The organism is Fredinandcohnia quinoae, assembly GCF_022427965.1.
Taxonomy (GTDB): domain Bacteria; phylum Bacillota; class Bacilli; order Bacillales; family Bacillaceae_L; genus Ferdinandcohnia; species Ferdinandcohnia quinoae.
This window is the reverse complement of record NZ_JAKTTI010000001.1, coordinates 70713-97117: the sequence shown is the minus strand read 5'-3', so window position 1 is coordinate 97117 and position 26405 is coordinate 70713. Positions and strand designations below refer to the sequence as shown.

The window sequence follows — 26405 nt, the reverse complement described above, 5'->3', positions numbered from 1 at the left end:
GGTGAAAAAAGTGAGCACAGTACCAGGATTCGACTTTAACGCATTGTCAAGCCAACCAACTGCTTTACAATCAAAAACAAAAGATTCTTCCGCTATTAAAGAATCATCTCTTGGAACGAATGTTGGAAAGAAGTCATTCCGTGAAAAGCTACAATCAATCGTAGATAAAACCAATCAGCCTCCTGTAAGAGAAAAAGTGACAGAGGAAAATTCTGAAGTTGAAGAACTTAATCAACAACTCGCTAGCATACTAAACACTGATGATAGTGATTTTGAATTATCTAATGAAGAGTTGAATGACATTCTTGCAACATTACAAGAACTCCTTCAAGCCGATCAAGACCAATCGGGATTAGAGGGTCTATTAGTTGATTTACCAAAGGATATCGTCGAACAAGTAGAGCTTTTCTTTGAAGCATTTCAAGCAGGAAAGAATGATTTAACACTAGAAAATTTGACAAGTAAAGATAGCATTATTGGTTTACTACTTGTGATGTCTTCGAATCACGACGAAACAAATACTTCAGGTCAGATTAATCATCAAGATCTGCAAAATTTATTAAAAAAGTTAAAGACCTTAGTTAAAGAAATGCTTCAAACTAGTCCAACGTCTGATCATCAGGATACAATCGATGAAAAGACATTAAAAGTACTAGCTACTTTAATAGGAAATCTTGATAAAAAGCTTGGTCTTGAAAATAAGCAAATTCAAGATCCGACAAATCGAATACACTACGTACAGTCGATTCATTCTCGGTATTTTTCAACACCAAAAGGGATTGTAAATGAAAAGTTACCGATGTCAAATCAGGTACTGGTTGAAAATTTGAGTAATAGTCAAACCGTTTCAACGATGCCTGTGGAAGCGGTGGTTGCGACTAATGATTTGTTGAATATGCCGATGAGTAGGACACAACAATTCACACTTTTTGTTGAACAGAATGGTAGACAAGTACCAAATCAAGAGCAATTTATTAAGCAATTCGAAAATATTCTAGCAAAAAGTAGTTACCTAAATAGTGGTGGACAACATAGGCTTCTCATTAAGCTTTATCCTGAACATCTTGGATCTTTACGAATCGAGCTACTCCAAAGTGAGGGTGGGTTGATTGCTAAAATAATGGCATCTACTAATCACGCAAAAGAATTAGTAGAATCACACCTATCTAGTCTCAAGCATTCTTTCCAAATGCAAAATATAGCTGTAGACAAAATAGATATTTCGACTCAGTTAATGCATCAAAGTGAAAGAAGCTTACAAAGGGAAAGTGAGCAACAGAAGCAGCAATCACAGCAACAAAATAATCAAAATGAACAGCATGATTCAAATGAAGAAAACTCATTTGTCGATGCGCTTCTTGATGAACTAGTCAATATTAAAGTATAGGTGGTTATTTCAATGACTAAAGTTGACCCAAGTTTGTATCTATCAAATTATCAAACTGAACGAAAAACAGGCTCTGACATTTTAGGCAAGGATGATTTTTTAAAAATATTAATGACACAATTACAAAATCAAGATCCTATGAATCCAATGGAAGATAAGGATTTTATTGCCCAAATGGCGACATTCTCATCACTGGAGCAAATGACCAATATGAATAAGACTTTGGAGAAGTTTGTCAATAGCCAATCTGGAGAACTTCTATTAAAATACAGCAGTATGATAGGAAAAGAAGTGGAATACAGCTATAAGGATACAGATGCTAATGGAGATGAGGTTACAAAGACTGGAAGTGGGGTTGTTAAATCTATTTCTCAAAAATCAGACTTTATTCAACTAGAATTAGAGGATGGAACCACTATCTACAACGATGAAATTATAAAAGTATCTGAGCCTTCTAGTAAACCGTAATCTTAGGAGGTGTTAACTTGGATCATCGAATTTTACAAATTCAAAACCATCCTTTATTCTTATCGAATCGCAATAAGTTAAAGGTTCCTGAACAGCCAAGTGTCACTTTTAAAGAATCATTACAACAAGAAACAAATTTAAAAATAAGTAAGCATGCTCAAAAAAGATTAGATGAGAGGAACATAAGAATTCAAGAGTCGAAATGGGAGGAAATTCAAGGGAAAATTTCTGAAGCAAAGACTAAAGGAATTCATGACTCACTAGTTGTTATGGGAGATGCTGCTTTGATTGTTAATGTTACTAATAATACAGTAATAACGGCAATGAATCGACAAGAGGCCAATTCGCAAATATTCACAAATATAAATGGAACAATTTTATTAGATTGAAAATATGGCTGGACCTTTAAAGGAAGCCAAGGTGAGCTGAATGATTGAAGCCACCAAATATAAAGGGGGAAAAAAGAATGCTACGTTCAATGTACTCAGGAATTAGTGGAATGAAAAACTTCCAAACAAAATTAGACGTAATTGGTAATAATATAGCAAATGTTAATACGTATGGTTTCAAAAAGGGAAGAACAATTTTTACAGATATTATGAGTCAAACAATTAACGGTGCGACTGCTCCGGGTCAAAACCTTGGTGGTGTGAATCCAAAACAAGTAGGTCTTGGTTCATCACTAGCAGCAATTGATACTGTTCATAATCCTGGAAGTATCCAAACAACAGCTAGAGTATTAGATGTAGCAATTTCAGGAGATGGTTTTTTTCAGGTGTCTCCAACATCTACTAAAGCAACAGGTTTTGATCAGGAAGCCATGTATACAAGAGCGGGCAACCTTTATCTTGATCAAGAAGGTTATTTAGTTACTAGTAGTGGAATGTATGTGCATGGATTTGGATCTTATCAAGCTACAGTACCACAAAGTCCTGAACCATCCGAAATTGACCCTAAAGATTTCACGTTTGCACCGGGGGCTACACCAGGCTATAGTCAAACTGCAACCCCTACAGTTCCGATTGCATACAAGCCTATCAGAATTCCGACTGATGCAAAAAGCATGAGTATTGGGAAGGATGGCTCTGTAACTTATGTCGATGCAGCAGGAACATTACGATGGGCAGGTCAGATGGTATTATCTAAATTCCCTAACTCTGGTGGGCTTGAAAAGGTTGGCGGGAATTTATTCAAAGAATCTTCTAACTCAGGTGCACCAGTATTAAACTTTGCTGGACAATCAGGTCTTGGTTCAGTGGAATCAGGTGCACTCGAAATGTCGAATGTGGACCTTTCTGAAGAATTTACAGAGATGATTGTTGCACAACGTGGTTTTCAAGCGAATACTCGAATTATTACAACGTCTGATGAAATCTTACAAGAACTTGTTAACCTAAAACGATAGGGGGTATGGGGCTTTGGTTTTTTGCTTAAGCCCCGATTAACTTGATAACCTTAACGAAATTAAATGGGAAGCAGTTTTCATTAAATGCATTGTATTTTGAGCAAGTTGAGTCGTTTCCAGACACAACCATCACGCTCACGAATGGAAAGAAATTTGTGGTTAAAGAGTCTGAAAACGAAGTTCAATTGAAGGTTATTGACTTTTACAAAAGGATAAACGTATTGAGCCTTCGTGAGAACCTGGAGGGATAAGCTGTTATGAAAAATAAGCTACTTATGATTATGGTTATAATTATAAGTTGTATTACCTTAGTAGGTACAACCGCTTTTATTATTATTACTAAATTTACAAATGATGATAAAGAGAAAGAACCATCAATCGAAAAAATTGTTGAATCAACTGTTGAGTTTCCAGAGATTACTACACAGTTATTGAGTGATGATTATATTCGTATTTCTTTTAACATTCAAACAGATAGTAAGAAAGCAAAAGAAGAATTGGAAAAAAGAAATTTTCAAGTTAAAAACCTTATTATTAAGGAGCTTGCCGGTATGAAATCTGAAGAATTTACTGGAGAAAAGGGAATTACTAATTTAGAGAACAAATTAAAGAAAAGAATAAATGAACTTATGCAAGACGGAACTGTCGTAAAGGTGTATGCGACCTCCTTTCTTCCACAATAATAGAATACATGAAGTTGTTTAAAGTGAAGCGGAGGTGGAACGATGCCGGGAGAAATTTTATCACAAAGTGAAATAGATGCCCTTTTATCAGCCATTTCAACTGGCGAAATGAATGCTGATGAATTGAAAAAGGAAGAAACGGAGAGAAGGGTAAAGGTTTATGATTTTAAACGTGCTTTACGTTTTTCTAAGGATCAAATAAGAAGTTTAACTCGAATTCACGAGAATTTTGCTCGATTATTAACTACTTATTTTTCAGCGCAGTTACGAACCTATGTTCAAATTACTGTAGCAACAGCGGATCAGATCCCATATGAGGAATTCATTCGATCCATTCCTAAGATGACGATTTTAAATGTTTTCGAAGTTCCGCCACTTGAGGGACGTCTATTGTTGGAAGTTAATCCGAATATTGCATATGCAATGATGGACCGAATGCTTGGAGGAAGAGGAGCAAGCGTTAATAAAATTGAAAATCTTACTGAGATTGAAACACAAATTATGAGTAATATGTTTGAAAAAGCGTTTGATCATTTAAGAGAAGCATGGAGTACAATGATTGAGATTGAACCCATTCTAACTGATTTTGAAGTAAATCCACAATTTTTACAAATGGTTTCGCCTAATGAAACAGTTGTTGTCATTTCATTAAATACTCAAATTGGTGAAACCAGTGGGATGATTAATATTTGTATCCCGCATGTGGTACTAGAACCCATTATTCCAAAGTTATCTGCTCATTATTGGATGCAATCAGCACCTAAAAAGGACAGAAATTTGCAGGAAGTAATTGAAATTGAAAATAATCTTAAGGATGCAAGTCTTCCAATAATTGCTGAATTAGGTGTATCGAATATATCGATTCAAGAATTCCTATTATTAGACAAAGGTGATATTATTCAGCTTGATAAAGAAATTAATCTTCCGATTATATTAAAAATAGGGAGTACTCCTAAATTTTATGTACAAGCAGGGAAAATGAATCGGAAGCAAGCTGTTCAAGTATTGGAACAGATTAAAGGGGGGAGCGATGAAGATGAGTAATGGAAATATGCTATCACAGGATGAAATTGATGCTCTATTAAAAGGTACCGATGATACAGACAACAATGAGCCAATGAGTGGTGAAGTTCATCCCCCTGTTGAAGATTATCTTTCATTAATGGAACAGGATGCATTGGGGGAAATTGGTAATATCTCTTTTGGAAGTTCAGCAACAGCATTATCAACCTTACTTAATCAAAAAGTTGATATCACTACTCCAAATGTATCAATCGTTCATAGAAGTAATTTATCAAATGAATTTCCACAGCCTTATGTTGCGATTCATGTAAGTTATACAGTGGGCTTTTCTGGAACGAATTTATTAGTGATCCAACAAAGTGATGCTACGATTATTGCAGATTTAATGCTTGGAGGAAATGGGGAGAACCCACCAGAGTTGTTAGGAGAAATACAATTAAGTGCTGTACAAGAAGCGATGAATCAAATGATGGGTTCTGCTGCAACTTCAATGTCTACTGTTTTTAGTAAAAAAATTGATATTTCACCACCTAGTATAGATTTATTGGATATTAAAGAAGGAGAGGGAACTGAAAAATTACCTTCTGATGATATTTTAATAAAAATATCATTCCGATTAAAGATTGGTGAATTAATCGATTCAAGCATCATGCAGTTAGTACCAGTTCAGTTTGCAAAAGAACTTGTGAATGAACTATTAAATCAGTCTGCAGGTCAGGAAGTCGCACCTGCAATTGAATATGCAGCGCCACAATTAATCGAACAAGGGATGCAAACTATGAATCAAGAAGAAAATACGACTCAAACGAATATTACACAACAACAGACACATTCATATGATCATCATATGAATCAGTACACTCCTGTACAACAACAAGGACCTCAACATCTAGGTTTGAATTTTGGGGGTGGTCAAAGTCAGGCAAATGTTCAACCAGCTGTTTTTTCAAACTTTGAGCAGGTTCATCTTAATGAACCTGAATCTAAGAACCTTAACATGCTACTAGATATCCCGTTGCAAGTAACCGTTGAGCTAGGCAGAACAAAACGTTCAATAAAGGAAATACTTGAGCTATCACCAGGTTCTATTATTGAATTAGATAAACTAGCAGGTGAACCTGTTGATGTTCTAGTTAATAGTAAACTCATTGCTAAAGGTGAAGTAGTTGTAATCGATGAGAATTTTGGGGTTCGTATTACAGATATTATTAGCCAAAGTGATCGTATTAAAAAATTGAATTAATGTAGGGGGATAAAAATTATGGCACATAAAATATTAATTGTTGATGATGCAGCATTCATGAGAATGATGATAAAGGATATTCTAACTAAAAACGGTTATGAAGTAGTAGGTGAGGCTGCAGATGGCGCACAGGCTGTTGAAAAATATAAAGAGCATCAGCCGGACTTAGTGACAATGGATATCACAATGCCAGAAATGGATGGAATCTCAGCACTAAAAGAAATTAAAAAGATAAACCCGAACGCAAAAATTATAATGTGTTCTGCAATGGGACAACAAGCGATGGTAATTGATGCGATTCAAGCCGGTGCAAAAGACTTTATTGTAAAACCATTTCAAGCGGACCGGGTTATTGAAGCAATTAGTAAAACACTTAGCTAAACGTAATAGCAGGAGGGTGACAACATTTTGATATACATGAAAAGAATATTAGTAAGCCTCGTTTTTTTTCACACATTGCTTGTCACTTTTCCTGTCTTTGCGGAAGAAGGACATGTTGATGAGAGTGTTACAGAACATCTTACCGAGCAAAATCAGCAAAAAAAGGAAATAGTCAATGAAGATAATCCTCCTGCCGTCGGTTCTGCAACGAATGAATTAGGTATTGGTGATTTTCTTAAATTAATTTTTACGACAATATTCATAATTGCTCTTATTTATTTTTTATTGAAGTTTGTTAATAAAAGGAATCGAGTCTTTAATCAATATAAATTTATGGAAAATATTGGTGGTACAAGTCTTGGAACAAACCGTTCAATCCAATTAATTAAAGTTGGTAAACGAATACTAGTTGTCGGTGTCGGTGAATCAATACAACTTTTAAAAGAGATAGATGATCATGACGAAATGAATGAAATTCTTGAACATCATAATACATCATTAGAATCAATGGGAAAACCAAGAGATATTGTGAATCGTTTTATTGAGAGATACAAAAATTCTAAAAGCAGTGCGAAAGATCCATTTTCTTCTATTCTTAAACAACAACTTTCAGAATTATCACAAGGGAGAAAAAGAATAGTCGAACAGCTTGAAGATAAGGAGTCAAATAAAGAATGAATGAATTTATGGAGTTTTTTAATAATAGTACCCCTGAAAATGTTTCGACATCAGTTAAATTACTCCTGCTGCTAACTGTACTCTCACTGGCACCAAGTATTTTAATATTAATGACTAGTTTTACTAGAATTATCATTGTTCTATCATTCGTTCGTACGTCTCTTGCAACACAGCAAATGCCGCCAAACCAAGTAATTGTTGGACTAGCTTTATTTTTAACATTTTTCATTATGGCACCAACATTCAGCGAGGTAAATGAACAAGCTTTGACACCATTATTCAATGAGGAAATTAATTTGGAACAAGCTTATGAGAGAGCTGCGACTCCATTCAAGGAATTTATGAGTGCACACACACGGCAAAAGGATCTTGCCTTATTCTTAAGTTATTCTGGAGCTGAAATGCCCGAAACCATAAAAGATATTCCATTAACAGCTTTAGTTCCTGCATATGCAATTAGTGAATTAAAAACAGCATTTCAAATTGGATTTATGATATTTATTCCATTTCTTGTGATCGATATGATAGTGGCAAGTGTACTAATGTCAATGGGTATGATGATGCTACCTCCAGTAATGATTTCCTTACCATTTAAAATATTATTATTTGTACTAGTAGATGGATGGTATTTGATCGTAAAATCCCTATTACAGAGTTTCCAAAGTGGGTGAAGTAAAAAATGAATTCTGAGTTTGTTATTTCATTAGCTGAAAATGGAATTTACACCATTTTAATGGTTTGTGGTCCTTTATTATTACTTGCATTAGTCATTGGTTTACTTGTTAGTATTTTTCAAGCGACAACACAAATTCAAGAACAGACTTTAGCGTTTATCCCAAAAATAGTTGCAGTCTTGCTAGGTTTAGTATTCTTTGGTCCTTGGATGCTTTCGAAAATGATTTCATTTACACATGATATTTTTAATAACTTAACAAGGTTTGTAGGTTAAAGTTAATGACTGAAATAATAACTAATTTCCCAGCATTTTTACTCGTATTAGTTCGAGTATCCAGCTTTTTTGTTACAATGCCGTTGTTTTCATATCGTACAATACCAGCTATGCATCGAATTGGAATTGCTTTCTTTTTGTCGTGGATAATGTTTTTTGTCATTGATAAGCCTACTCTAAATATTGATGAATTTTACTATATGTTAATTATGAAAGAAGTAATGGTAGGTCTCTTTATTGGATTTGTTGCCTATATGATTTTTGCTGCGGTACAAATCGCTGGTGGCTTTATTGATTTTCAAATGGGTTTTGCGATTGCGAATGTAATTGATCCACAAACCGGAGCTCAAAGTCCTTTAATTGGACAGTATTTATATACGTTTGGCCTTCTTTTTTTATTGACAATCAATGGTCATCATTTATTATTAGATGGTGTGTTTTATAGTTATGAATTTGTTCCAATGGACCAATTATGGATTCCTTTTGGAAATGAGAATTTAGTAGAATATGTCATAAAAGCATTTAATTCAATGTTTATCATTGCTTTTCAGATGTCATTACCTGTGGTTGGATCATTATTTCTAGTTGATATTGCTTTAGGTATTGTTGCAAGAACGGTTCCACAGTTAAACGTGTTTGTTGTCGGATTACCACTTAAAATCGGTGTAAGCTTTATTATCTTAATTTTTGTGATGTCCGTGGTATTCATGCTCGTTGGAGATTTAACTGAAAAAATGTTGTACACGATGAGAAGCCTTATGGATTTAATGGGAGGAAGGTAAATGTTCCTAGTAAGACTAGACTTGCAATTTTTTGCAGGTGAGAAAACTGAAAAAGCCACTCCTAAAAAGCGACAAGAATCAAGAAAAAAAGGCCAGGTTGCTAAAAGTGCTGATGTAAATACAGCAATTTTATTACTTGCTTCCTTTTCAATTTTACTGACTTTTGGTGGGTTCATTCTTGACAAAACTCTTGATGTTTTTAGACATTCTTTCACTAAATACATGTTGGTGAATCCGACAGAACAATCAGTACAAGAAATATTTGTAGAGCTTTCATTAGATGCAGCCATTATATTAGCCCCAATCTTGCTAGCTACTTTAATTGCTGGAGTTGCTGCCAATATGATGCAAGTTGGTTTTTTATTTTCTACTGAAGCAATTCAAATGAAACTTAGTAAGCTTGATCCGATTCAAGGTTTTAAGAGAATCTATTCAATTCGAGCACTAGTTGAAATGTTAAAATCTATCTTGAAAATTGTTTTTGTAGGAGTCGTGACATTTGCAGTAATATGGATGCATTTAGAAGATATTCTATTGCTTTCCCAAAAGAGTATTGGTTCTGCAATTATCGTCCTTTCCAAATTAACTGTCCAAATGGGTTTGTGGGCAGGTGGGGCACTATTATTCCTCTCTTTTTTAGACTATTTATATCAACGCTTTGATTTCGAAAAAAACCTTCGAATGTCTAAGCAAGATATAAAGGATGAGTATAAAAAAACAGAAGGTGACCCATTAATTAAATCAAAAATAAAACAAAAGCAACGCGAAATGGCAATGTCAAGAATGATGCAGGATGTACCAAAAGCCGATGTTATTATAACAAACCCAACCCATTATGCGATTGCTCTTAAATATGATGAATCCAAAATGGATGCTCCATATGTGGTTGCAAAAGGTGTTGATTTTGTTGCACAGAAAATAAAAGAAATAGCAAAAGCGAATGAAATAATTACAATAGAAAATCGACCTCTTGCAAGGGCACTATATAGCCAAGCGGAGATTGGTGACGCTGTACCAGAAGAGTTTTTTAAAGCAGTAGCTGAAATTTTAGCTTATGTATATAGACTTAAAGAGAAGATATAAAAGATTACTTCCCCACATAATGGTAATTGAATAAGGAGAGAATATAATGTCAGCAAGAGATTTATCCGTATTACTTAGTGTTATTTTAATAATTGCAATGCTTATCATCCCATTTCCCACTTGGTTGCTAAGTGTTTTGATTATCATTAATATTTCTCTTGCATTATTAGTTCTACTGACTTCAATGAATATGCAGGAACCACTTCAATTTTCAATCTTTCCATCTTTATTGTTATTATTAACATTATTTCGTCTAGGACTTAATGTTTCAACTACAAGATCGATATTATCAACTGGTGAAGCTGGCGGGGTTGTACACACATTTGGAACCTTCGTTGTAGGTGGAAATATACTTGTCGGTTTTGTAGTATTCCTCATTTTAATTATTATCCAATTCATCGTTATCACAAAAGGGTCTGAACGTGTATCTGAAGTTGCTGCGAGATTTACTTTAGATGCTATGCCTGGTAAACAAATGAGTATTGATGCTGACCTTAATGCTGGAATGATATCTGACGTTGAAGCACGCGAACGTCGTGAAAAGGTTGGACGTGAAGCCGATTTTTACGGAGCAATGGATGGGGCTAGTAAATTTGTTAAAGGGGATGCAATTGCAGGTATCATAATTGTTCTAATCAATTTGATTTTTGGTTTTATTATTGGAATGACGCAGCAAGGTCTTGGGTTACAAGAAGCACTTTCGAAATTTACATTATTAACTGTCGGGGATGGAATTGTTAGTCAACTTCCTGCTTTGTTAATTTCAACAGCTACAGGTATTGTCGTAACAAGAGCTGCATCCGAGGGGAATCTTGGAACTGATATCACAAGACAGTTATTTGCATATCCAAGAATGTTGTATGTGACTGCGGGTACAATCTTTCTATTAGGGTTATTTACACCCATTAATGATTTTTTAACAATATCAATTTCTGGATTATTAGCGATTGGTGGATTCATGATTTCAAAAACTAAAAATCAAGAGTCACAAATGGTCGATGATGCACCTGAAGAGATTGAGATGGATGATTTAAAAAGTCCTGAAAGTGTTGTGAATTTACTAAATGTAGATCCAATTGAATTTGAATTTGGTTATGGATTAATTCCACTTGCAGACACAAATCAAGGCGGAGACATATTAGATCGAATTGTAATGATAAGAAGGCAACTTGCAATTGAGCTTGGGATTGTCATTCCTGTTGTTAGGATCCGGGATAATATTCAATTACAACCAAATGAATATCGTTTGAAAATAAAAGGTAGTGAAGTCGCTAAAGGAGAACTATTGCTTGATCACTATTTAGCAATGAGCCCAGGTTTTGAGGATGATTCGATTGAAGGAATTGATACTGTTGAACCATCTTTTGGTCTTCCAGCAAAGTGGATTTCTGAAGACATGAAGGATCAGGCTGAAATGTTTGGATACACAGTTGTTGACCCACCATCTGTTGTTTCAACACATATTACCGAAGTAATCAAGAGAAGTGCATATGAACTTCTAGGTAGACAGGAAACAAAGCAATTACTCGATCATTTAAAAGAATCTTATCCAATTCTTGTTGATGAGGTCACACCAAATCCACTTTCTATCGGTGATATTCAGAAAGTACTTGCGAAATTACTCAAGGAGAATGTTTCAATTCGCAATTTACCGATTATCTTTGAAACACTTGCCGATTATGGAAGGATGACAACAGATACAGACCTTTTAACAGAATATGTAAGACAAGCACTGGCTAAGCAAATCACAAATAGTTATATTGTTCAAGGCGAAACAATGAAGGTTGTTACTCTCTCTGGTAGGGTTGAAAAGGCGGTCGCAGAAGGGGTACAACAAACGGAACATGGTAACTATTTATCGTTGGATCCAACTATTTCACAATCAATCATAGAATCAATTGCCAAACAAATTGAGAATTTAACTTTACAAGAACAATCACCAATTCTTTTATGTTCTCCGGCAGTTAGAATGTATGTAAGACAATTGCTTGAAAGGTATTTTCCACAAGTACCTGTCATTTCTTATAACGAGTTAGAAGCAAATGTAGAAGTCCAAAGTGTTGGGGTGGTGAATATTGAATGAAAGTAAAAAAGTTTATTGCATCCACAATGCCTGAAGCTATGAAGATGGTCCGCTCTGAGTTAGGAAGCGATGCAGTTATTTTAAATTCTAAGGTCGTACAAACCCAAGGTTTTTTAGGACTATTTAAAAAGAAGAATTTTGAGGTTATCGCTGCAATTGATTCAACAGAACCAAGCACTCAGAAGCTGCAATTAAAAGAAAAGAATCGTAAATTACCTGATGAGAATAAAACTGAAGTAATACGTGAGCATTCACCAAAGCTTCCAGTTTTGAATGAAAAAACACAAACAATTGATAATAATTTAGTTAAAGAGCTTGCAGAATTGAAATCCATGATGTTGGAACTTTCTTCCGATGTAAGTTCAAAATTTGAAAAATATCCAGGTCCATTGAAAAGTATGAATGAATTATTCATTGACCAGGATATCGATCATCAAATTAGACAAGCGGTTTTATCAGAATTGGTAGAGAAATGGTATTCAAATCAAAATAGTGGTTCATTTAATCAAGTTCAAGCTTGGGCAAAGGAAGCAATTATTTCGAGAATTTCCTCATTTCAATATGGTGGATTATCATATACGAAAAAATACGTTAACATCGTTGGCCCTACTGGAGTAGGTAAAACAACTTCTATCGCAAAAATTGCTGCAGAGTGTATTTTAAAAGATCAAAAGAAAGTAGCGTTTATTACGACTGACACATATCGAATCGCTGCAATTGAGCAATTAAAAACATATGCAAAAATACTAAGTGTTCCTGTTGAAGTTTGTTATTCAATAGATGACTTTCAACAAGCAAAACAAAAATATGAGAATTACGATATTGTATTTATCGATACTGCTGGACGAAATTTTCGAAATAAAAAATATGTAGATGATTTACAAAAAATTATCGATTTTTCTGATGAGATGGAAACTTTTCTAGTACTTTCTTTAACATCAAAGCTAACTGATATGAAAGAAATATTTGAGAAGTTCTCATCAGTTAATATTAATAAATATATTTTTACAAAAGTCGATGAAACTTCAAATTATGGTGCGATGCTTAATATGATTCTTCAATACAAAGTTGGTGTTGCATATTTAACAAATGGACAAAATGTTCCTGATGATATTGTAGAAGCAACTCCTACAATAATTGCAAATATTATACTTGGAGAAGATGTTAGATGACTGATCAAGCTGAAGCATTGCGACGCAAACTAGAATCTTTGAGTATTAACAGGAATACAGCAAAGACCATTGCAGTATTAAGTGGAAAAGGGGGAGTGGGTAAGTCAAATATTTCACTCAACTTTTCAATAGCCCTTTCTATGCGTGGAAAAAGGGTACTCTTGTTTGACATGGATTTTGGAATGGGCAATATTGAAATATTGATGGGAACTTCTACAAAATATTCAATTGTTGATATGTTTGAAAAAGACGTGACTCTAACTGATATGATTATTCGTGGACCTGAAGGGATTGACTATATTGCAGGTGGAACTGGATTATCTAGTTTATTTCGCCTAGATGAAGACAAGTCAGCGCTATTATTTAATCAATTACAATTGATCATGGATAAGTATGACTTTGTAATCTTTGATATGGGTGCAGGTATGACAGAAGATGTGATTAATTTTTTAATGTCAGTAGATGAAGTATTTATCGTTACAACTCCTGAGCCCACATCAATTACTGATGCATACTCAGCGATGAAACTTATTTGCATGTCTGATAATAGTGTCCCACTTTTTTTAATAGTAAACAGAGCTCAATCTGAATTGGAAGGGATTGCAGCTTCAAAGAGAATTCAACAGGTCACAAGGCAGTTTTTACGAAAAGAGATTAATGTAATGGGAATTTTGATTGACGACAAAAATGTACAAAAAGCTGTTAGTCACCAAGTTCCATTTATTCTGTATGCGCCTAAAGCACAAATAAGTAAAATGATAGAAAGTATCGTTAATAACTACGTAACAAACTTGAGTATGAAAGATAAAAATAGCTTCTCATTTATTTCAAAACTTCAGCGTTTTTTCGGTCGTAGAAAGAAGGGAGACTAACAATGGAGAAGATAAACGTTCTTATCGTTGACGACTCAGCATTCATGAGAAAGTTAATATCAGATTTTCTGACTGAAGATCCTAGAATTGAAGTTATTGGTACCGCTAGAAACGGTGTGGATGCTCTAGAAAAAGTCAAAAAATTACAGCCAGATGTTGTCACAATGGACGTTGAAATGCCTATGATGTCCGGAATTGAGGCATTAAAGAAAATAATGGAGACAATGCCATTACCTATTGTTATGTTATCTAGTACGACGAAAGAGGGAGCAGAGAATACGATTTTTGCCATGCAATATGGTGCGGTTGATTTTATACAAAAACCATCTGGCCCAATTTCAATTGATCTTCATAACATAAAAGAAGAAATCGTGACTAAAGTAGTACAAGCAAGTAAGGCGAATATAAAATCATTAAAAATTTCAATAAAAATGGAGAAAATCCCAACTAAAACAGATAATTATAGTAAAATAGAACTAAGAACAACTACTAATAACTTAAAAAAGCTCCTTTGTATTGGAACTTCTACAGGGGGACCAAGGGCCTTGCAACAAGTATTAACAAAATTTCCAAGCGATTATCCAGCTCCTATTTTGATTGTTCAGCATATGCCACCTGGTTTTACCAAATCATTAGCAAACCGACTAGACACCTTATGTAATATACATGTAAAAGAGGCTGAAGATGGGGAGTTAATAAAAATAGGTACAGCATATATAGCACCAGGTGGGTATCATTTAAAGGTTAAAAAAATTGGAACAACACTTGCTGTACAGCTTGATAAAAATGATATTCGTAACGGCCATAGACCATCTGTAGATGTTATGTTTGAGTCAGTTAGTGAGTTGAATGATTATGAAAAAATTGCAGTAATTATGACAGGCATGGGATCTGATGGGTCCATTGGATTAAAAAGACTCAAAGAAACTGGACAAGTCATTTCAGTAGCAGAGTCAAAAGAAACTTCTGTTGTCTTTGGAATGCCTAAAGCTGCAATAGAGACAAATTTAGTTGATAAAGTGGTTTCCTTAGACAAAATTGCAGAAACGATTCTAGCTTTTAATAAGTAAAAAGGGGTGTTATAGAATGGAAATGAATCAATACTTAGAGGTTTTTATAGAAGAGAGTAAAGAGCATCTTCAAGCTTGTAATGAGCAATTACTTGAACTTGAAAAACAACCTGATAATATAGCGATCGTAAATGAAATTTTTCGTTCAGCACATACATTAAAAGGGATGTCTGCTACGATGGGTTACGAAGACATGGCAAGTCTTACCCATCAAATGGAAAATGTATTAGATGGAATACGTAATTCTAAAATAAATGTTACTCCATCTATTTTAGATGTTGTTTTTCAAGCAGTGGATTATCTTGAAGAAATGATTTTTTCAATTGCTGATGGTGGAGATGGAAAAAAAGATGTTGCAGATGTTGTACTACTTCTTAAAAAAATAGAAAATGGCGATGAAGTGGAAAGTAATCAAAAAAATGGTTCTCTACCTAATTCGGAAGCGCCAAATATATCAATGTATGATGATTTTGAATTAACCGTTCTTCAACAATCACAAGAACAAGGTTTTCAAGGTTATGAGATAGCAATTAGTTTAAAAGAGGATTGCCTTCTCAAGGCCGCACGAGTATTTATGATTTTTGAAGTTCTTGAACAAGTAGGAGAAGTGATTAAATCAAATCCTTCAGTCGATCTGTTAGAGGATGAAAAATTTGAACATGAATTTTCAATTACCGTTGTTTCAAAGGAAGATGCAACTGATTTACAAAAAAGAATTATGAAAGTATCAGAAGTAGAGAAAGCAGAGGTACAGTTATTAAATTTAGAAGCTTTGAAAGGTAATCATCAAGAAACTGTTAACTCTGAGGTTGCAACAACGTCAGAATTAGAACGTGAACAACAAGTTCTGGCAATAAAAGAAACAACATCTACTGTACAATCGACCACAAAACATTCAAATACAAATAATAAAACAATTAGAGTAAATATCGAACGACTTGACATATTAATGAATCTTTTTGAAGAATTAGTGATTGACCGAGGCCGTTTGGAACAGATATCTAAAGAATTGAATCATTCGGAGTTACAAGAAACTGTAGAAAGAATGACAAGAATTTCTGGAGATTTACAAAATATTATTTTAAATATGCGTATGGTTCCAGTAGAAACAGTATTTAATCGATTCCCTCGAATGGTGCGTCAATTAGCGAAGGATTTGCACAAGAAAATTAATTTACAAATCATTGGCGCAGAGACTGAATTAGATCGAACGGTTATTGATGAAATTGGTGATCCATTAGTCCACTTACTTAGAAATGCGCTCGATCATGGAGTTGAAACACCTGATATACGATTGAAAAATGGAAAATCTGAAGAGGGTACTGTCATTTTGAAGGCATTTCATAGTGGAAATCACGTTTTTATTGAAATTGAAGATGATGGTGCTGGTATCAATAGAGAAAGAGTTCTTCAAAAAGCTATAAAAAATGGAATAGTATCTCCACAAAATGCCGGAAATCTGTCAGATAGCCAAGTATTTGATTTTATCTTCTCATCTGGCTTTTCTACAGCTGAAAAGATTTCAGATGTTTCTGGTCGTGGGGTTGGTTTAGATGTGGTAAAGAACACGATTGAATCTCTAGGTGGTTCGATTACAATAACATCTACAGAGGGTAGAGGATCAACATTCTCAATCCAGTTACCTTTAACCTTATCAATTATTTCTGTCATGTTGGTAGAAATACAAGCTGAAAAATATGCAATTCCATTATCTTCTATTATTGAAACAGCAATTGTGAAAAAAGAAGATATAATGCATGCGCATAATCAGAAGGTTATTGATTTTAGAGGGAAAGTGGTTCCACTTGTGTATTTAAAGGATACATTTGATGTACCCGTTCAGAAACCGGAAGATGAGTATTCCTCTGTTGTTATCGTGAAAAAAGGTGAAAATACTGCAGGATTAGTAGTTGATTCGTTTATTGGCCAACAAGAAGTGGTATTGAAATCTTTAGGAAATTATTTATCATCAGTTTTTGCAATTTCAGGAGCAACAATTCTTGGGGATGGTCAAGTTGCACTTATTGTTGATTGTAATGCTTTAATTAAATAGGTTAACAAAAACATAGAAACGCTGAAACCATAAGGGGGTAGATTAAATGTCTGATCAAGCCGTTACCACATTAAAAGTAGTTGTATTTGGACTCCAAGATGAAGAATATGGACTACCTGTTTCACATGTACAGGGCATTGAGAAAGTTCAATATATTACTCGAGTACCAGGAACCGCACCATTTGTAAAAGGAGTTATAAATCTCAGAGGTGTTGTTACTCCTATCATTGACTTACGTAATCGATTTGGTATTTCAGAAACAGATTACACAGATCATACAAGAATTATTATCGTAGCAACAGAGGACAAAGAAGTTGGATTAATTGTAGATGCTGCAAATGATGTTATTGATATTCCAGTGGATTCAATTGAACCACCTCCCGAAGTTGTCGGATCGGTTGAAGTTGAATATATTGAAGGAGTCGCTAAATTAGATAAGAGACTTCTTATTCTCTTAAACCTTGAAAAGGTACTTAACCCAGTTGAATTAAAAGAAAAGTCTGAAAGGTAGTTTGCTATGTCATTTCTCGAACAAATCAATTCAACACATATTGATATATTAAAAGAGATTGGAAATATTGGGGCAGGGCATTCAGCAACGGCATTGTCGAAATTATTAAATAAGAAAATTAACATGAATGTACCAGACGTAAAAATTGTGTCTTTTGAAGAAATGATGGAACTTGTGGGTGGACCAGATAATATTGTTGCTAGCGTATTTTTAAGAATTGAGGGGGATGTTCCCGGTAATATGTTTTTTATACTCCAATTAAATCATGCGAATAAATTAATTCAGGAGATGATTGGTGACAGTCAATTTTCATTTGATAATCCGTCATCTTCTGAATTAGGTTTTTCAGCATTTCAAGAATTAGGAAATATATTATCTGGTTCATATTTATCCTCCTTGTCTGATTTTACAAACTTGAATATGTTCCCATCAGTACCAGCTTTATCAGTTGATATGTTTGGAGCAATTATTGGCTATGGGTTAATTGAGTTATCCCAAGTCAGTGATTATGCAATTGTTATAGATACCGCCATTAATGAAAATGAAAAGCAAGATAAAGAAAATATATATGGGCATTTCTTTCTATTACCAGACCCGGATTCATTTGATAAGGTATTTAAAGCATTAGGGGTACTATCTAATGATTGACTTAAGTCAAATTATTAAAGTTGGGATAGCAGACATGAATGTTATAAAAGCTCCACAACTGATTCGTACTTCTGGATTAGGTTCTTGTGTTGGAGTTGTTATTTTTGATCAAAGCCAAAAGGTTGCTGGTCTCGCCCATATAATGTTACCAAGTTCTACTCTTTCTAAAGTTAATAACATGAATGTTGCGAAATATGCAGATACTGCTATTGAAGAACTAATTAATAATGTTATCAAAAATGGTGGTAGAACCCATTATTTGAAAGCCAAAATAGCCGGTGGTGCTCAAATGTTTCAGTTTCAATCTGGAAATGATATTATGAGAATCGGCCCCAGAAATGTTGAAGCTGTTTTAGAAGAATTAAAACGATTTAAGATTTCTTTGCTTTCTAAAGATGTTGGTGGAAGTAGTGGTAGAACGATTGAATTTGATCCAGAAACTGCAAAATTGAAGATTCGAACTGTTAATCAAGGAATTAAGGAGATTTAATATTTTGAATACTACCCTTTTGAAATGGAGGTGTGAAAATGTCACAAATATCATCAAATGATGACCAAGAATATTGGCAAATGTGGGTCGATACTAGGGATCCATTTGCAGGAGACGTGCTTGTTCGAAAATATATGCCACTTGTAACTTTCCATGTTCAAAGAATAGCAGTTACACTTCCTAAAAGTGTAAATAAGGATGATTTAAAAAGTTTAGGAATGATTGGTTTATTCGATGCATTAGAGAAATTTGACCCGTCCCGTGATTTAAAATTTGACACATATGCATCTTTTAGAATTAGAGGTGCAATTCTTGACGGTCTTCGGAAGGAAGACTGGTTACCTAGGAGTTCACGTGAAAAAGCTAAAAGGGTTGAAGCTGCTACTGATAAATTAGAACAGAAACTCATGAGAAATGTCACAATTAAGGAAATTGCTGAAGAAGCCAAAATGAGTGAAAGTGATGTATATCAAGCTGTGAATGAAGGTTTCTTTTCTAATGTTCTTTCAATGGATGATTATCAATATGAAGATGATGGTAGTGACAAGTCCGCATTCTCAATTAAAGATAATAGTATTTTAACCCCTGAAGAACATATCATAAAAGCAGAAATGCTTTCTCAATTAATAGAAGTGATTGAACAACTTAATGATAAAGAAAAGTTGATTATCAGTTTGTTTTATAAAGAAGAACTTACATTAACTGAAATTGGTCAAGTTGTGGGATTATCGACATCACGAATTTCACAAATACATTCCAAAGCTCTATTTAAGTTAAAGGATACATTACAAAAGAATATCCATTAAAGAGTGGGGGAGAAAAATGAATGATTTTGATTTAAATATTTCAAAGGACAGGCTAACTGTATATATCAATTTAATTAATGAAGACAAGCCAGAAATTGTATCAGAATCAGAAATTAATGAACTATTGTCTAGTTATGGAGTTACTTTCGGGATAAAAAAAGATGTAATACAACAAATCGCATCCAATTTGTCGGTTACATCTTATCCCCTACTTATTGCAGAAGGGCAACCGCCTGTAAAAGGACAGAATGGGTACTTAAAACTAGAGGTTAATGTTGAAGGAACAAAAGAATCATTAACTGAAGAAGTATTCAATCTAAGGGATATAATAAAAATCCCTTCTGTAACAAAAGGACAATTAGTGGCAACCATCTTTTCAAACACACCAGGCGTCCCAGGTAAGGATGTACATGGAAATGAAATTCAAGCAATTGACGGAAAACCGTATAGATATAGAATAGGAAAAAATACAATTGAAACAAATAGCAGAATTTATGCTACTTTAGATGGTCAAGTTAGTTTCTTAAATAATAACATAAGCGTACAACCACTATTTGAAGTCCAAGGTGATCTTGATTTGAAAACAGGAAATATTGATTTTATTGGTAATGTAACAATTCGTGGAAATGTTCCTTCCGGTTATACAATCAAAGCGGGTGGAGATGTTTCGATCTATGGTTTAGTTGAGGCAGCTGAAATTATTGCTGGTGGTTCAATCTTTATTTCAGGTGGCATTGTAGGCTCAAATAAGGGGAGATTAATTGCAAAGGGAGATATAGTTGCTTCATACATCAACCAAAGTCATATTGAGGCTGGAAATAATCTTGAAGTAAGTGGTTCAATTCTCCATAGCCATTGCACTACCAAAGGAAATATCAATTCTTTAAAAGGCAGTATTATTGGAGGAGTTATTTCAGCAGGAAAGAATTTGCAAATACATAACATAGGGAATGATCTACACACTAAGACAGAGGTTTTTGTGGGTAAGTTAAATGAAATTTATGAAGAAGAAAAAAGTATTCAAAAAGAAATAGAAATTGCAAGAAATGACTTGCAAAAATTAGTGATTATTGCAAAAAAAATTGCAGAGAAGTATAAATTAACTTCTTCACTCTCACCTGAAGAAATTGGGTTTCTAAAAAGACAAAAAGTAACTGAAGGTGAATTAATCGATAGAATAAATGATCTTGAAGAGAAATATCGAAATATTCAATCGCAAATCAATTCAGCGTTTGAAAGTAGCCTAGTTGTGAGTGGTTCCTTATATCCAAATGTTCAGCTTCATTTCGGTAAATACCAACGAATTACAAATCAGGTTTTCCGTGGAGTTTGTATAAAGTTATTAAATAAAGAAATTACGATTTCCGCCCTCTCTACTAATCAAAAGATAGAGGGAGAATTGGTAAAATGAGCTTGAAATTAATTGAATTGCAGGTTGCATTGCCGAGAACACAAGATGCCGGCAAGCTTAGTGAGCAATTAAGCTCAAGAGGTCAGCAAATGCAAGACCATTTAGCTGTTTCCATTCAAAAAAAAGATGAAAAAAATCGAAAACAAGTTAATAAAAATAATCAAAGTGAAGATGTAAATATGAAAAAAGAGGATTCATCAAATTCCGCATCAAAAAGAAAGCGTCAACAAAAGAATAATGAAAATGAAGAGGAACAAAGAGAACACCATCCATTTAAAGGAAACTTTGTAGATATTAGCGGATAGAGGTTTATTATGACTACTTTTTTATTTATTTTATGCTTTACCTTATTTGCAATTGTATTTTTTTTAATCATTCTTTTATTTCTTAAACTTTCTCATATAAAAGAACTAGAAAAAAAACAATCTAATCTTCTTAATGAAATGGAAAGTGCTATAACTGCATATGTGTTGGAAATAAAGGAAGAAAATGAGGTTTTCTTACAAAAACTTCAAAATGTAAAGAAAAATGATGAAACAAATGAACGGAAGAAACAAAATAATAATCAAGGTAAAAAATCAAATGCTAAAAAGGTAAGTGAGCAAAGCAGATTACAGATTACCGAAAATGAACTCACGAATGAGGATATAAGTGATCTTCTACCAACATACAAAATAGAAGAAAATAATGAGACAAACTTGCAAGAAGAAAATGTCAGCAATTCGGAATCTAACAATCCGAAAAAAAATGTAGAAACTGAAAATGGTGAAGAACTGGATATTCCAACACTTGTTACTCAGGTCATTATGTTAAGAAAACAAGGATTATCGATTGAGGAAATTGCTAAAAAGTTTAATAAAGGCACTACAGAATTAGAGCTTCTATTAAAAATTCACCAAAACGAATGATTTTTTCTTGATTGAGACCTTATATTGTGATATATTAATTTTTGGTGTTAATACACACGTTCATAGATTTAAGCATTGGTGCTGTTTATACAGTTTTGCTTTAAAGATGATATGAACGGAGGAGAAAAAACCATTAGGAGGAAATAACACATGTCAGTAATTTCTATGAAGCAATTGCTTGAAGCTGGTGTTCACTTCGGTCATCAAACTCGCCGTTGGAACCCAAAAATGAAGCGTTACATTTTTACAGAGCGTAACGGAATTTACATCATTGACCTTCAAAAAACAGTTAAGAAGGTTGAAGAAGCTTATAATTTCGTAAAGGAATTAGCAGCTAATGGTGGTACTATGCTTTTTGTTGGTACTAAAAAGCAAGCACAAGATTCAGTTAAGGAAGAAGCAGAACGTTCTGGTATGTACTTTGTTAACCAACGTTGGTTAGGTGGTACTTTAACTAATTTTGAAACAATTCAAAAGCGTATTAAACGTCTTAAGGATATTGAAAAGATGGAAGAAGACGGTACTTTTGATGTATTACCGAAGAAAGAAGTTGTTCAGCTTAAGAAAGAATTAGAACGTCTTGAAAAGTTCTTAGGCGGAATTAAAGATATGAAGCAATTACCAGATGCTTTATTCATCATCGACCCTCGTAAAGAGCGTATCGCTGTAGCTGAAGCACATAAATTGAACATTCCTATCGTAGGTATTGTTGATACTAACTGTGATCCGGATGAAATTGATTATGTAATTCCTGCAAATGACGATGCAATTCGTGCTGTAAAATTACTTACAGCTAAAATTGCTGATGCAATTTTAGAGTCAAAACAAGGTGAAGACGCAACTGCTTAATGAGCGAAGGGTGGTAAGAGGGATATAGCCTTTTATCACCTTTTTTAAGGATAGGTTATTCAAAAGGTCCGGTAAAAATGACACATCGAATTTCTTCGTTGGCTTGCTTTTCCGCTGCTCACGTATTAACTACATACGTTCCGCTGCTCAAAGCTGCGCCGCCTCGAACTTCTCGGTCCTTTTTATCCTCCCTTTTGAATTCGATTTTAAATAAATTCTGAACGATTATGTAATAATAGGAACAAACTGGTTTAAATACATACTTGCAAATGACAAGGAGGAAATCATTATGGCAATTACTGCACAAATGGTAAAAGAGCTTCGTGAAAAAACTGGAGCAGGAATGATGGATTGTAAGAAAGCTTTAACTGAAACAGATGGTGATATGGAAAAGGCGATTGATTATCTTCGTGAAAAAGGTATAGCAAAAGCTGCTAAGAAAGGCGATCGAATTGCTGCTGAAGGATTAACATATATTGAAGTTTCTGGAAATGAAGCTGTTATATTAGAAGTTAACTCTGAAACTGATTTCGTAGCAAAAAATGAAGGTTTCCAAACACTTGTAAAAGATCTTGCTTCACATTTATTATCTAAAAAGCCAACAAATTTAGATGAAGCTTTAGAACAAAAAATGGACAACGGTTCGACTGTTTCTGAATATATTAATGCTGCTATTGCTAAAATTGGAGAAAAACTAACACTACGTCGTTTTGAAGTGGTTAATAAATCAGATTCTGCAACATTTGGTGCATACCTTCATATGGGCGGAAGAATCGGAGTATTAACAGTTTTAGATGGCACTACGGATTCAGAAGTTGCTAAAGATGTTGCAATGCATATTGCAGCAGTTAATCCAAAATATATTTCACGTGATCAAGTTTCTCAAGAGGAAACTGAGCGTGAGCGTGAAGTTCTTACTCAACAAGCATTAAATGAAGGTAAACCAGAAAATATCGTTGCTAAAATGGTAGAAGGCCGTATTGGTAAATTCTTTGAAGATATTTGTCTTCTTGATCAAACTTTTGTTAAAAATCCAGATCTTAAAGTTCGTCAATTTGTAGAATCAAAAGGTGCTACTGTGAAAAGTTTTGTTCGTTATGAAGTAGGAGAAGGTATTGAAAAGCGTCAAGAAAACTTCGCTGAAGAAGTAATGAGCCAAGTGAACAAGTAAAAAGAAAACAGGGAACACATTGTGTGTTCCCTATTTTTGAAATGATGGAGGTTTACGATGAGTAGCGCAAAATATAATCGTGTTGTATTGAAGCTGAGTGGAGAAGCATTGGCAGGTGAAAAAGGGTTTGGAATAAATCCAACTGTCATCCAATCTGTTGCAAAACAAGTAAAGGAAATAGCTGATTTAGGTGTAGAAGTTGCTGTTGTTGTTGGTGGCGGAAACATTTGGAGAGGTAAAATTGGCAGCGAAATGGGAATGGATCGAGCAAGTGCCGATTATATGGGAATGCTAGCTACTGTTATGAATTCATTGGCCTTACAAGATAGCTTAGAAAATATCGGAATTCAAACTCGTGTTCAAACTTCAATTGAAATGCGTCAAGTTGCTGAACCATACATAAGAAGAAAGGCTATCCGTCACCTGGAGAAAAAACGAGTTGTCATTTTTGCGGCAGGAACCGGAAATCCATATTTTTCAACAGATACAACTGCAGCGTTGAGAGCTGCTGAAATAGAAGCGGAAGTAATATTGATGGCTAAGAACAATGTTGATGGTGTGTACAGTGCTGACCCAACAAAAGATAAAACAGCTGTCAAATATGAAACTCTATCTTATTTGGATGTTTTAAAAGAAGGTTTAGCAGTAATGGATTCAACTGCATCCTCTTTATGTATGGACAATGATATTCCACTTATTGTATTTTCAATAATGGAAGAGGGCAATATTAAACGTGCAGTATTAGGAGAAAATATTGGAACAATAGTAAGGGGGAAATGACTTATGGCAATAAATACATTGAACCAGGTAAAGGATAAAATGGAGAAAGCAATCCAATCATTGTCGCGTGAACTTGCAACAGTTCGAGCAGGTAGAGCAAACCCAGCAATTCTTGATAAAGTTTCGGTTGATTATTATGGAGCACCTACTCCTTTGAATCAACTTGCTTCTATCAATGTACCGGAAGCGCGAATGCTTATTATTCAGCCATACGATAAATCAGTATTAGGTGATATGGAAAAAGCAATTTTAAAAGCTGATTTAGGGCTTAACCCGACAAATGATGGTTCTATCATTCGTATAGCAATTCCAGCATTGACTGAGGAACGTCGCCGAGAATTAGTTAAACTTGTTAAGAAATATGCGGAAGAATCAAAGGTAGCTATTCGTAATGTTCGTAGGGATGGAAATGATGATCTCAAAAAACTTGAGAAAAATAGTGAAATTACTGAAGATGAATTACGTAGCTATACTGATGATATTCAAAAGTTAACTGACGATTCAATTTCTAAAATTGATTCAGTTGCAAAAGAAAAAGAAAAAGAAATCATGGAAGTCTAATCCATTTCAATGTACAATATATTGTAAAAAGACCCTCTACTTGATTACAGGGGGTTTTTTTGTTAATACTGTCTATTAATTATTACTCTATATTTGTACTAATAGACGCATATATATTAATAAAATCTTACTGGTAGGATTTTATAAGGGCGATGGAGGACTAGTTCTATGTTTTGGAAATTTAAAAAACAGAAGGATAATTCTGTATCTTTTTCAATAGACGAAATCATGAAAGGTCAAATTCCTAACCATATTGCAATTATTATGGATGGAAATGGAAGGTGGGCAAAAAAGCGTGCACTTCCTCGAACGGCTGGACATCATGAAGGCATGAAGGTCGTGAAAAGAGTTACAAAGCTTGCAAATAAACTAGGAGTTCATACATTAACTGTTTATGCCTTTTCTACTGAAAACTGGAAAAGGCCGCGGGAAGAGGTAAATTATTTGTTACGACTTCCTGAAGAATTTATGGGGACATTCTTACCAGAACTGATTGAAGAGAATGTACAAGTTCGAATTATGGGTAATAAAGATGCTATACCTGCACATACTCTTAGTGCAGTTGAAAAAGCAGTAAGTGAAACGAAACAAAATACTGGGCTTATCTTAAATTTTGCACTTAATTATGGAGGACGTGCGGAAATAATTCGTGCTGTTAATCAAATTGTAATAGATCAAAACGCAGGAAAATTAAGCGCAGAAATTAATGATGAGATTTTTTCAGGATATTTGATGAGTTCTAGCTTAGAAGATCCCGATTTATTAATTCGTACAAGTGGGGAAATCCGTCTTAGTAATTTTATGTTATGGCAGCTTGCTTATACTGAATTTTGGTTTACTGATGTACTATGGCCAGATTTTCGGGAAGAGCATCTTTTAGAGGCAATTCATGCATTTCAAAAGAGAGGCCGACGTTACGGCGGAATTTGACAAAGGAA

At 34.3% G+C, this 26405-nt stretch carries 31 protein-coding genes; all 31 read left to right on the top strand.

What is annotated here, in order from left to right; genetic code table 11:
• The first annotated feature begins 10 nt into the window (after positions 1-10).
• Positions 11-1387 (top strand): flagellar hook-length control protein FliK, encoded by a 1377-nt coding sequence (locus MJG50_RS22270; protein ID WP_240251775.1) that lies wholly within the window; start codon positions 11-13, stop codon positions 1385-1387.
• Between the two features lie 12 nt (positions 1388-1399).
• Positions 1400-1855 carry a flagellar hook assembly protein FlgD gene (gene flgD, locus MJG50_RS00460; protein ID WP_240251773.1) on the top strand — a complete coding sequence of 152 codons (456 nt, stop codon included), beginning with the start codon at positions 1400-1402 and terminating at the stop codon, positions 1853-1855.
• A gap of 17 nt (positions 1856-1872) precedes the next feature.
• Positions 1873-2244, top strand: a complete 372-nt coding sequence (locus MJG50_RS00455; RefSeq protein WP_240251771.1) for a TIGR02530 family flagellar biosynthesis protein — start codon at positions 1873-1875, stop codon at positions 2242-2244.
• A 77-nt stretch (positions 2245-2321) separates the two neighbouring features.
• Positions 2322-3260 (top strand): flagellar basal-body rod protein FlgG, encoded by a 939-nt coding sequence (locus MJG50_RS00450; protein WP_240251769.1) that lies wholly within the window; start codon positions 2322-2324, stop codon positions 3258-3260.
• A 41-nt stretch (positions 3261-3301) separates the two neighbouring features.
• The gene (locus MJG50_RS00445) at positions 3302-3511 is read left to right on the top strand and encodes a flagellar FlbD family protein (RefSeq protein ID WP_240251767.1); all 210 of its coding nucleotides are present in this window, start codon (positions 3302-3304) and stop codon (positions 3509-3511) included.
• A 6-nt stretch (positions 3512-3517) separates the two neighbouring features.
• The gene (fliL, locus tag MJG50_RS00440; RefSeq protein WP_275695441.1) at positions 3518-3943 is read left to right on the top strand and encodes a flagellar basal body-associated protein FliL; all 426 of its coding nucleotides are present in this window, start codon (positions 3518-3520) and stop codon (positions 3941-3943) included.
• A 42-nt stretch (positions 3944-3985) separates the two neighbouring features.
• The gene (gene fliM / locus MJG50_RS00435; protein WP_240251763.1) at positions 3986-4987 is read left to right on the top strand and encodes a flagellar motor switch protein FliM; all 1002 of its coding nucleotides are present in this window, start codon (positions 3986-3988) and stop codon (positions 4985-4987) included.
• Complete coding sequence (gene fliY / locus MJG50_RS00430; protein ID WP_240251761.1) at positions 4980-6209, top strand: flagellar motor switch phosphatase FliY; 1230 nt, start codon at positions 4980-4982, stop codon at positions 6207-6209. Before fliM ends, fliY begins: the two co-directional genes overlap by 8 nt.
• 18 nt (positions 6210-6227) lie before the next feature.
• Positions 6228-6590 carry a chemotaxis protein CheY gene (gene cheY / locus MJG50_RS00425; protein ID WP_240251759.1) on the top strand — a complete coding sequence of 121 codons (363 nt, stop codon included), beginning with the start codon at positions 6228-6230 and terminating at the stop codon, positions 6588-6590.
• Between the two features lie 36 nt (positions 6591-6626).
• Positions 6627-7268 (top strand): flagellar biosynthetic protein FliO, encoded by a 642-nt coding sequence (locus MJG50_RS00420; RefSeq protein ID WP_240251757.1) that lies wholly within the window; start codon positions 6627-6629, stop codon positions 7266-7268.
• A complete protein-coding gene (gene fliP / locus MJG50_RS00415; RefSeq protein ID WP_240251755.1) occupies positions 7265-7939 on the top strand; it encodes a flagellar type III secretion system pore protein FliP in 675 nt (224 codons plus the stop codon). The genes MJG50_RS00420 and fliP overlap by 4 nt, the downstream gene beginning before the upstream one ends.
• An 8-nt stretch (positions 7940-7947) precedes the next feature.
• Positions 7948-8217: a flagellar biosynthesis protein FliQ gene (gene fliQ, locus MJG50_RS00410; RefSeq protein ID WP_240251753.1), complete on the top strand. Its 270-nt coding sequence runs from the start codon at positions 7948-7950 to the stop codon at positions 8215-8217.
• 5 nt (positions 8218-8222) lie between these two features.
• Positions 8223-8999, top strand: coding sequence for a flagellar biosynthetic protein FliR (gene fliR, locus MJG50_RS00405; RefSeq protein WP_240251751.1), 777 nt, complete (start codon positions 8223-8225; stop codon positions 8997-8999).
• Entirely contained in the window at positions 9000-10082 is a 1083-nt protein-coding gene (flhB, locus tag MJG50_RS00400) for a flagellar biosynthesis protein FlhB (RefSeq protein WP_240251749.1), read from the top strand.
• A gap of 46 nt (positions 10083-10128) precedes the next feature.
• Entirely contained in the window at positions 10129-12165 is a 2037-nt protein-coding gene (gene flhA / locus MJG50_RS00395; RefSeq protein WP_240251747.1) for a flagellar biosynthesis protein FlhA, read from the top strand.
• A complete protein-coding gene (gene flhF, locus MJG50_RS00390; RefSeq protein WP_240251745.1) occupies positions 12162-13337 on the top strand; it encodes a flagellar biosynthesis GTPase FlhF in 1176 nt (391 codons plus the stop codon). Before flhA ends, flhF begins: the two co-directional genes overlap by 4 nt.
• Positions 13334-14209 carry a MinD/ParA family protein gene (locus MJG50_RS00385; RefSeq protein WP_240251743.1) on the top strand — a complete coding sequence of 292 codons (876 nt, stop codon included), beginning with the start codon at positions 13334-13336 and terminating at the stop codon, positions 14207-14209. The genes flhF and MJG50_RS00385 overlap by 4 nt, the downstream gene beginning before the upstream one ends.
• Positions 14210-14211: 2 nt before the next feature.
• Entirely contained in the window at positions 14212-15279 is a 1068-nt protein-coding gene (locus tag MJG50_RS00380) for a protein-glutamate methylesterase/protein-glutamine glutaminase (protein WP_240251741.1), read from the top strand.
• A 16-nt stretch (positions 15280-15295) separates the two neighbouring features.
• Entirely contained in the window at positions 15296-17332 is a 2037-nt protein-coding gene (locus tag MJG50_RS00375; protein ID WP_240251739.1) for a chemotaxis protein CheA, read from the top strand.
• A 46-nt stretch (positions 17333-17378) separates the two neighbouring features.
• Positions 17379-17843, top strand: coding sequence for a chemotaxis protein CheW (locus tag MJG50_RS00370; protein WP_240251737.1), 465 nt, complete (start codon positions 17379-17381; stop codon positions 17841-17843).
• A 6-nt stretch (positions 17844-17849) separates the two neighbouring features.
• A complete protein-coding gene (locus MJG50_RS00365) occupies positions 17850-18491 on the top strand; it encodes a chemotaxis protein CheC (RefSeq protein ID WP_240251735.1) in 642 nt (213 codons plus the stop codon).
• A complete protein-coding gene (locus tag MJG50_RS00360; RefSeq protein ID WP_240251733.1) occupies positions 18484-18981 on the top strand; it encodes a chemotaxis protein CheD in 498 nt (165 codons plus the stop codon). The genes MJG50_RS00365 and MJG50_RS00360 overlap by 8 nt, the downstream gene beginning before the upstream one ends.
• A gap of 38 nt (positions 18982-19019) precedes the next feature.
• Positions 19020-19787, top strand: coding sequence for a FliA/WhiG family RNA polymerase sigma factor (locus MJG50_RS00355; protein ID WP_240251731.1), 768 nt, complete (start codon positions 19020-19022; stop codon positions 19785-19787).
• Between the two features lie 16 nt (positions 19788-19803).
• Positions 19804-21198, top strand: coding sequence for a FapA family protein (locus MJG50_RS00350; RefSeq protein ID WP_240251729.1), 1395 nt, complete (start codon positions 19804-19806; stop codon positions 21196-21198).
• Positions 21195-21503, top strand: coding sequence for a hypothetical protein (locus MJG50_RS00345; RefSeq protein ID WP_240251727.1), 309 nt, complete (start codon positions 21195-21197; stop codon positions 21501-21503). The genes MJG50_RS00350 and MJG50_RS00345 overlap by 4 nt, the downstream gene beginning before the upstream one ends.
• A gap of 9 nt (positions 21504-21512) precedes the next feature.
• Entirely contained in the window at positions 21513-22106 is a 594-nt protein-coding gene (locus MJG50_RS00340) for a hypothetical protein (RefSeq protein WP_240251725.1), read from the top strand.
• 150 nt (positions 22107-22256) lie between these two features.
• On the top strand, positions 22257-22955 hold the full coding sequence (rpsB, locus tag MJG50_RS00335; RefSeq protein WP_240251723.1) for a 30S ribosomal protein S2: 699 nt from the start codon (positions 22257-22259) through the stop codon (positions 22953-22955).
• 289 nt (positions 22956-23244) lie between these two features.
• Positions 23245-24126 carry a translation elongation factor Ts gene (gene tsf / locus MJG50_RS00330; protein WP_240251721.1) on the top strand — a complete coding sequence of 294 codons (882 nt, stop codon included), beginning with the start codon at positions 23245-23247 and terminating at the stop codon, positions 24124-24126.
• A 57-nt stretch (positions 24127-24183) separates the two neighbouring features.
• Positions 24184-24906, top strand: a complete 723-nt coding sequence (gene pyrH / locus MJG50_RS00325; RefSeq protein WP_240251719.1) for a UMP kinase — start codon at positions 24184-24186, stop codon at positions 24904-24906.
• A 3-nt stretch (positions 24907-24909) separates the two neighbouring features.
• The gene (frr, locus tag MJG50_RS00320) at positions 24910-25467 is read left to right on the top strand and encodes a ribosome recycling factor (RefSeq protein WP_240251717.1); all 558 of its coding nucleotides are present in this window, start codon (positions 24910-24912) and stop codon (positions 25465-25467) included.
• Between the two features lie 168 nt (positions 25468-25635).
• Entirely contained in the window at positions 25636-26397 is a 762-nt protein-coding gene (uppS, locus tag MJG50_RS00315) for an undecaprenyl pyrophosphate synthase (protein WP_240251715.1), read from the top strand.
• Positions 26398-26405 lie beyond the last annotated feature (8 nt).

Excerpts from the sequence above, each read along its gene's own strand:
- flgD (WP_240251773.1), top strand. The coding sequence starts at position 1,400 with ATGACTAAAGTTGACCCAAGTTTGTATCTATCAAATTATCAAACTGAA.
- MJG50_RS00450 (WP_240251769.1), top strand. The coding sequence starts at position 2,322 with ATGCTACGTTCAATGTACTCAGGAATTAGTGGAATGAAAAACTTCCAA.
- fliL (WP_275695441.1), top strand. The coding sequence starts at position 3,518 with ATGAAAAATAAGCTACTTATGATTATGGTTATAATTATAAGTTGTATT.
- fliM (WP_240251763.1), top strand. The coding sequence starts at position 3,986 with ATGCCGGGAGAAATTTTATCACAAAGTGAAATAGATGCCCTTTTATCA.
- fliY (WP_240251761.1), top strand. The coding sequence starts at position 4,980 with ATGAGTAATGGAAATATGCTATCACAGGATGAAATTGATGCTCTATTA.
- cheY (WP_240251759.1), top strand. The coding sequence starts at position 6,228 with ATGGCACATAAAATATTAATTGTTGATGATGCAGCATTCATGAGAATG.
- MJG50_RS00420 (WP_240251757.1), top strand. The coding sequence starts at position 6,627 with ATGAAAAGAATATTAGTAAGCCTCGTTTTTTTTCACACATTGCTTGTC.
- fliP (WP_240251755.1), top strand. The coding sequence starts at position 7,265 with ATGAATGAATTTATGGAGTTTTTTAATAATAGTACCCCTGAAAATGTT.
- fliQ (WP_240251753.1), top strand. The coding sequence starts at position 7,948 with ATGAATTCTGAGTTTGTTATTTCATTAGCTGAAAATGGAATTTACACC.
- fliR (WP_240251751.1), top strand. The coding sequence starts at position 8,223 with ATGACTGAAATAATAACTAATTTCCCAGCATTTTTACTCGTATTAGTT.
- flhB (WP_240251749.1), top strand. The coding sequence starts at position 9,000 with ATGTTCCTAGTAAGACTAGACTTGCAATTTTTTGCAGGTGAGAAAACT.
- flhA (WP_240251747.1), top strand. The coding sequence starts at position 10,129 with ATGTCAGCAAGAGATTTATCCGTATTACTTAGTGTTATTTTAATAATT.
- flhF (WP_240251745.1), top strand. The coding sequence starts at position 12,162 with ATGAAAGTAAAAAAGTTTATTGCATCCACAATGCCTGAAGCTATGAAG.
- MJG50_RS00385 (WP_240251743.1), top strand. The coding sequence starts at position 13,334 with ATGACTGATCAAGCTGAAGCATTGCGACGCAAACTAGAATCTTTGAGT.
- MJG50_RS00380 (WP_240251741.1), top strand. The coding sequence starts at position 14,212 with ATGGAGAAGATAAACGTTCTTATCGTTGACGACTCAGCATTCATGAGA.
- MJG50_RS00375 (WP_240251739.1), top strand. The coding sequence starts at position 15,296 with ATGGAAATGAATCAATACTTAGAGGTTTTTATAGAAGAGAGTAAAGAG.
- MJG50_RS00370 (WP_240251737.1), top strand. The coding sequence starts at position 17,379 with ATGTCTGATCAAGCCGTTACCACATTAAAAGTAGTTGTATTTGGACTC.
- MJG50_RS00365 (WP_240251735.1), top strand. The coding sequence starts at position 17,850 with ATGTCATTTCTCGAACAAATCAATTCAACACATATTGATATATTAAAA.
- MJG50_RS00360 (WP_240251733.1), top strand. The coding sequence starts at position 18,484 with ATGATTGACTTAAGTCAAATTATTAAAGTTGGGATAGCAGACATGAAT.
- MJG50_RS00355 (WP_240251731.1), top strand. The coding sequence starts at position 19,020 with ATGTCACAAATATCATCAAATGATGACCAAGAATATTGGCAAATGTGG.
- MJG50_RS00350 (WP_240251729.1), top strand. The coding sequence starts at position 19,804 with ATGAATGATTTTGATTTAAATATTTCAAAGGACAGGCTAACTGTATAT.
- MJG50_RS00345 (WP_240251727.1), top strand. The coding sequence starts at position 21,195 with ATGAGCTTGAAATTAATTGAATTGCAGGTTGCATTGCCGAGAACACAA.
- MJG50_RS00340 (WP_240251725.1), top strand. The coding sequence starts at position 21,513 with ATGACTACTTTTTTATTTATTTTATGCTTTACCTTATTTGCAATTGTA.
- rpsB (WP_240251723.1), top strand. The coding sequence starts at position 22,257 with ATGTCAGTAATTTCTATGAAGCAATTGCTTGAAGCTGGTGTTCACTTC.
- tsf (WP_240251721.1), top strand. The coding sequence starts at position 23,245 with ATGGCAATTACTGCACAAATGGTAAAAGAGCTTCGTGAAAAAACTGGA.
- pyrH (WP_240251719.1), top strand. The coding sequence starts at position 24,184 with ATGAGTAGCGCAAAATATAATCGTGTTGTATTGAAGCTGAGTGGAGAA.
- frr (WP_240251717.1), top strand. The coding sequence starts at position 24,910 with ATGGCAATAAATACATTGAACCAGGTAAAGGATAAAATGGAGAAAGCA.
- uppS (WP_240251715.1), top strand. The coding sequence starts at position 25,636 with ATGTTTTGGAAATTTAAAAAACAGAAGGATAATTCTGTATCTTTTTCA.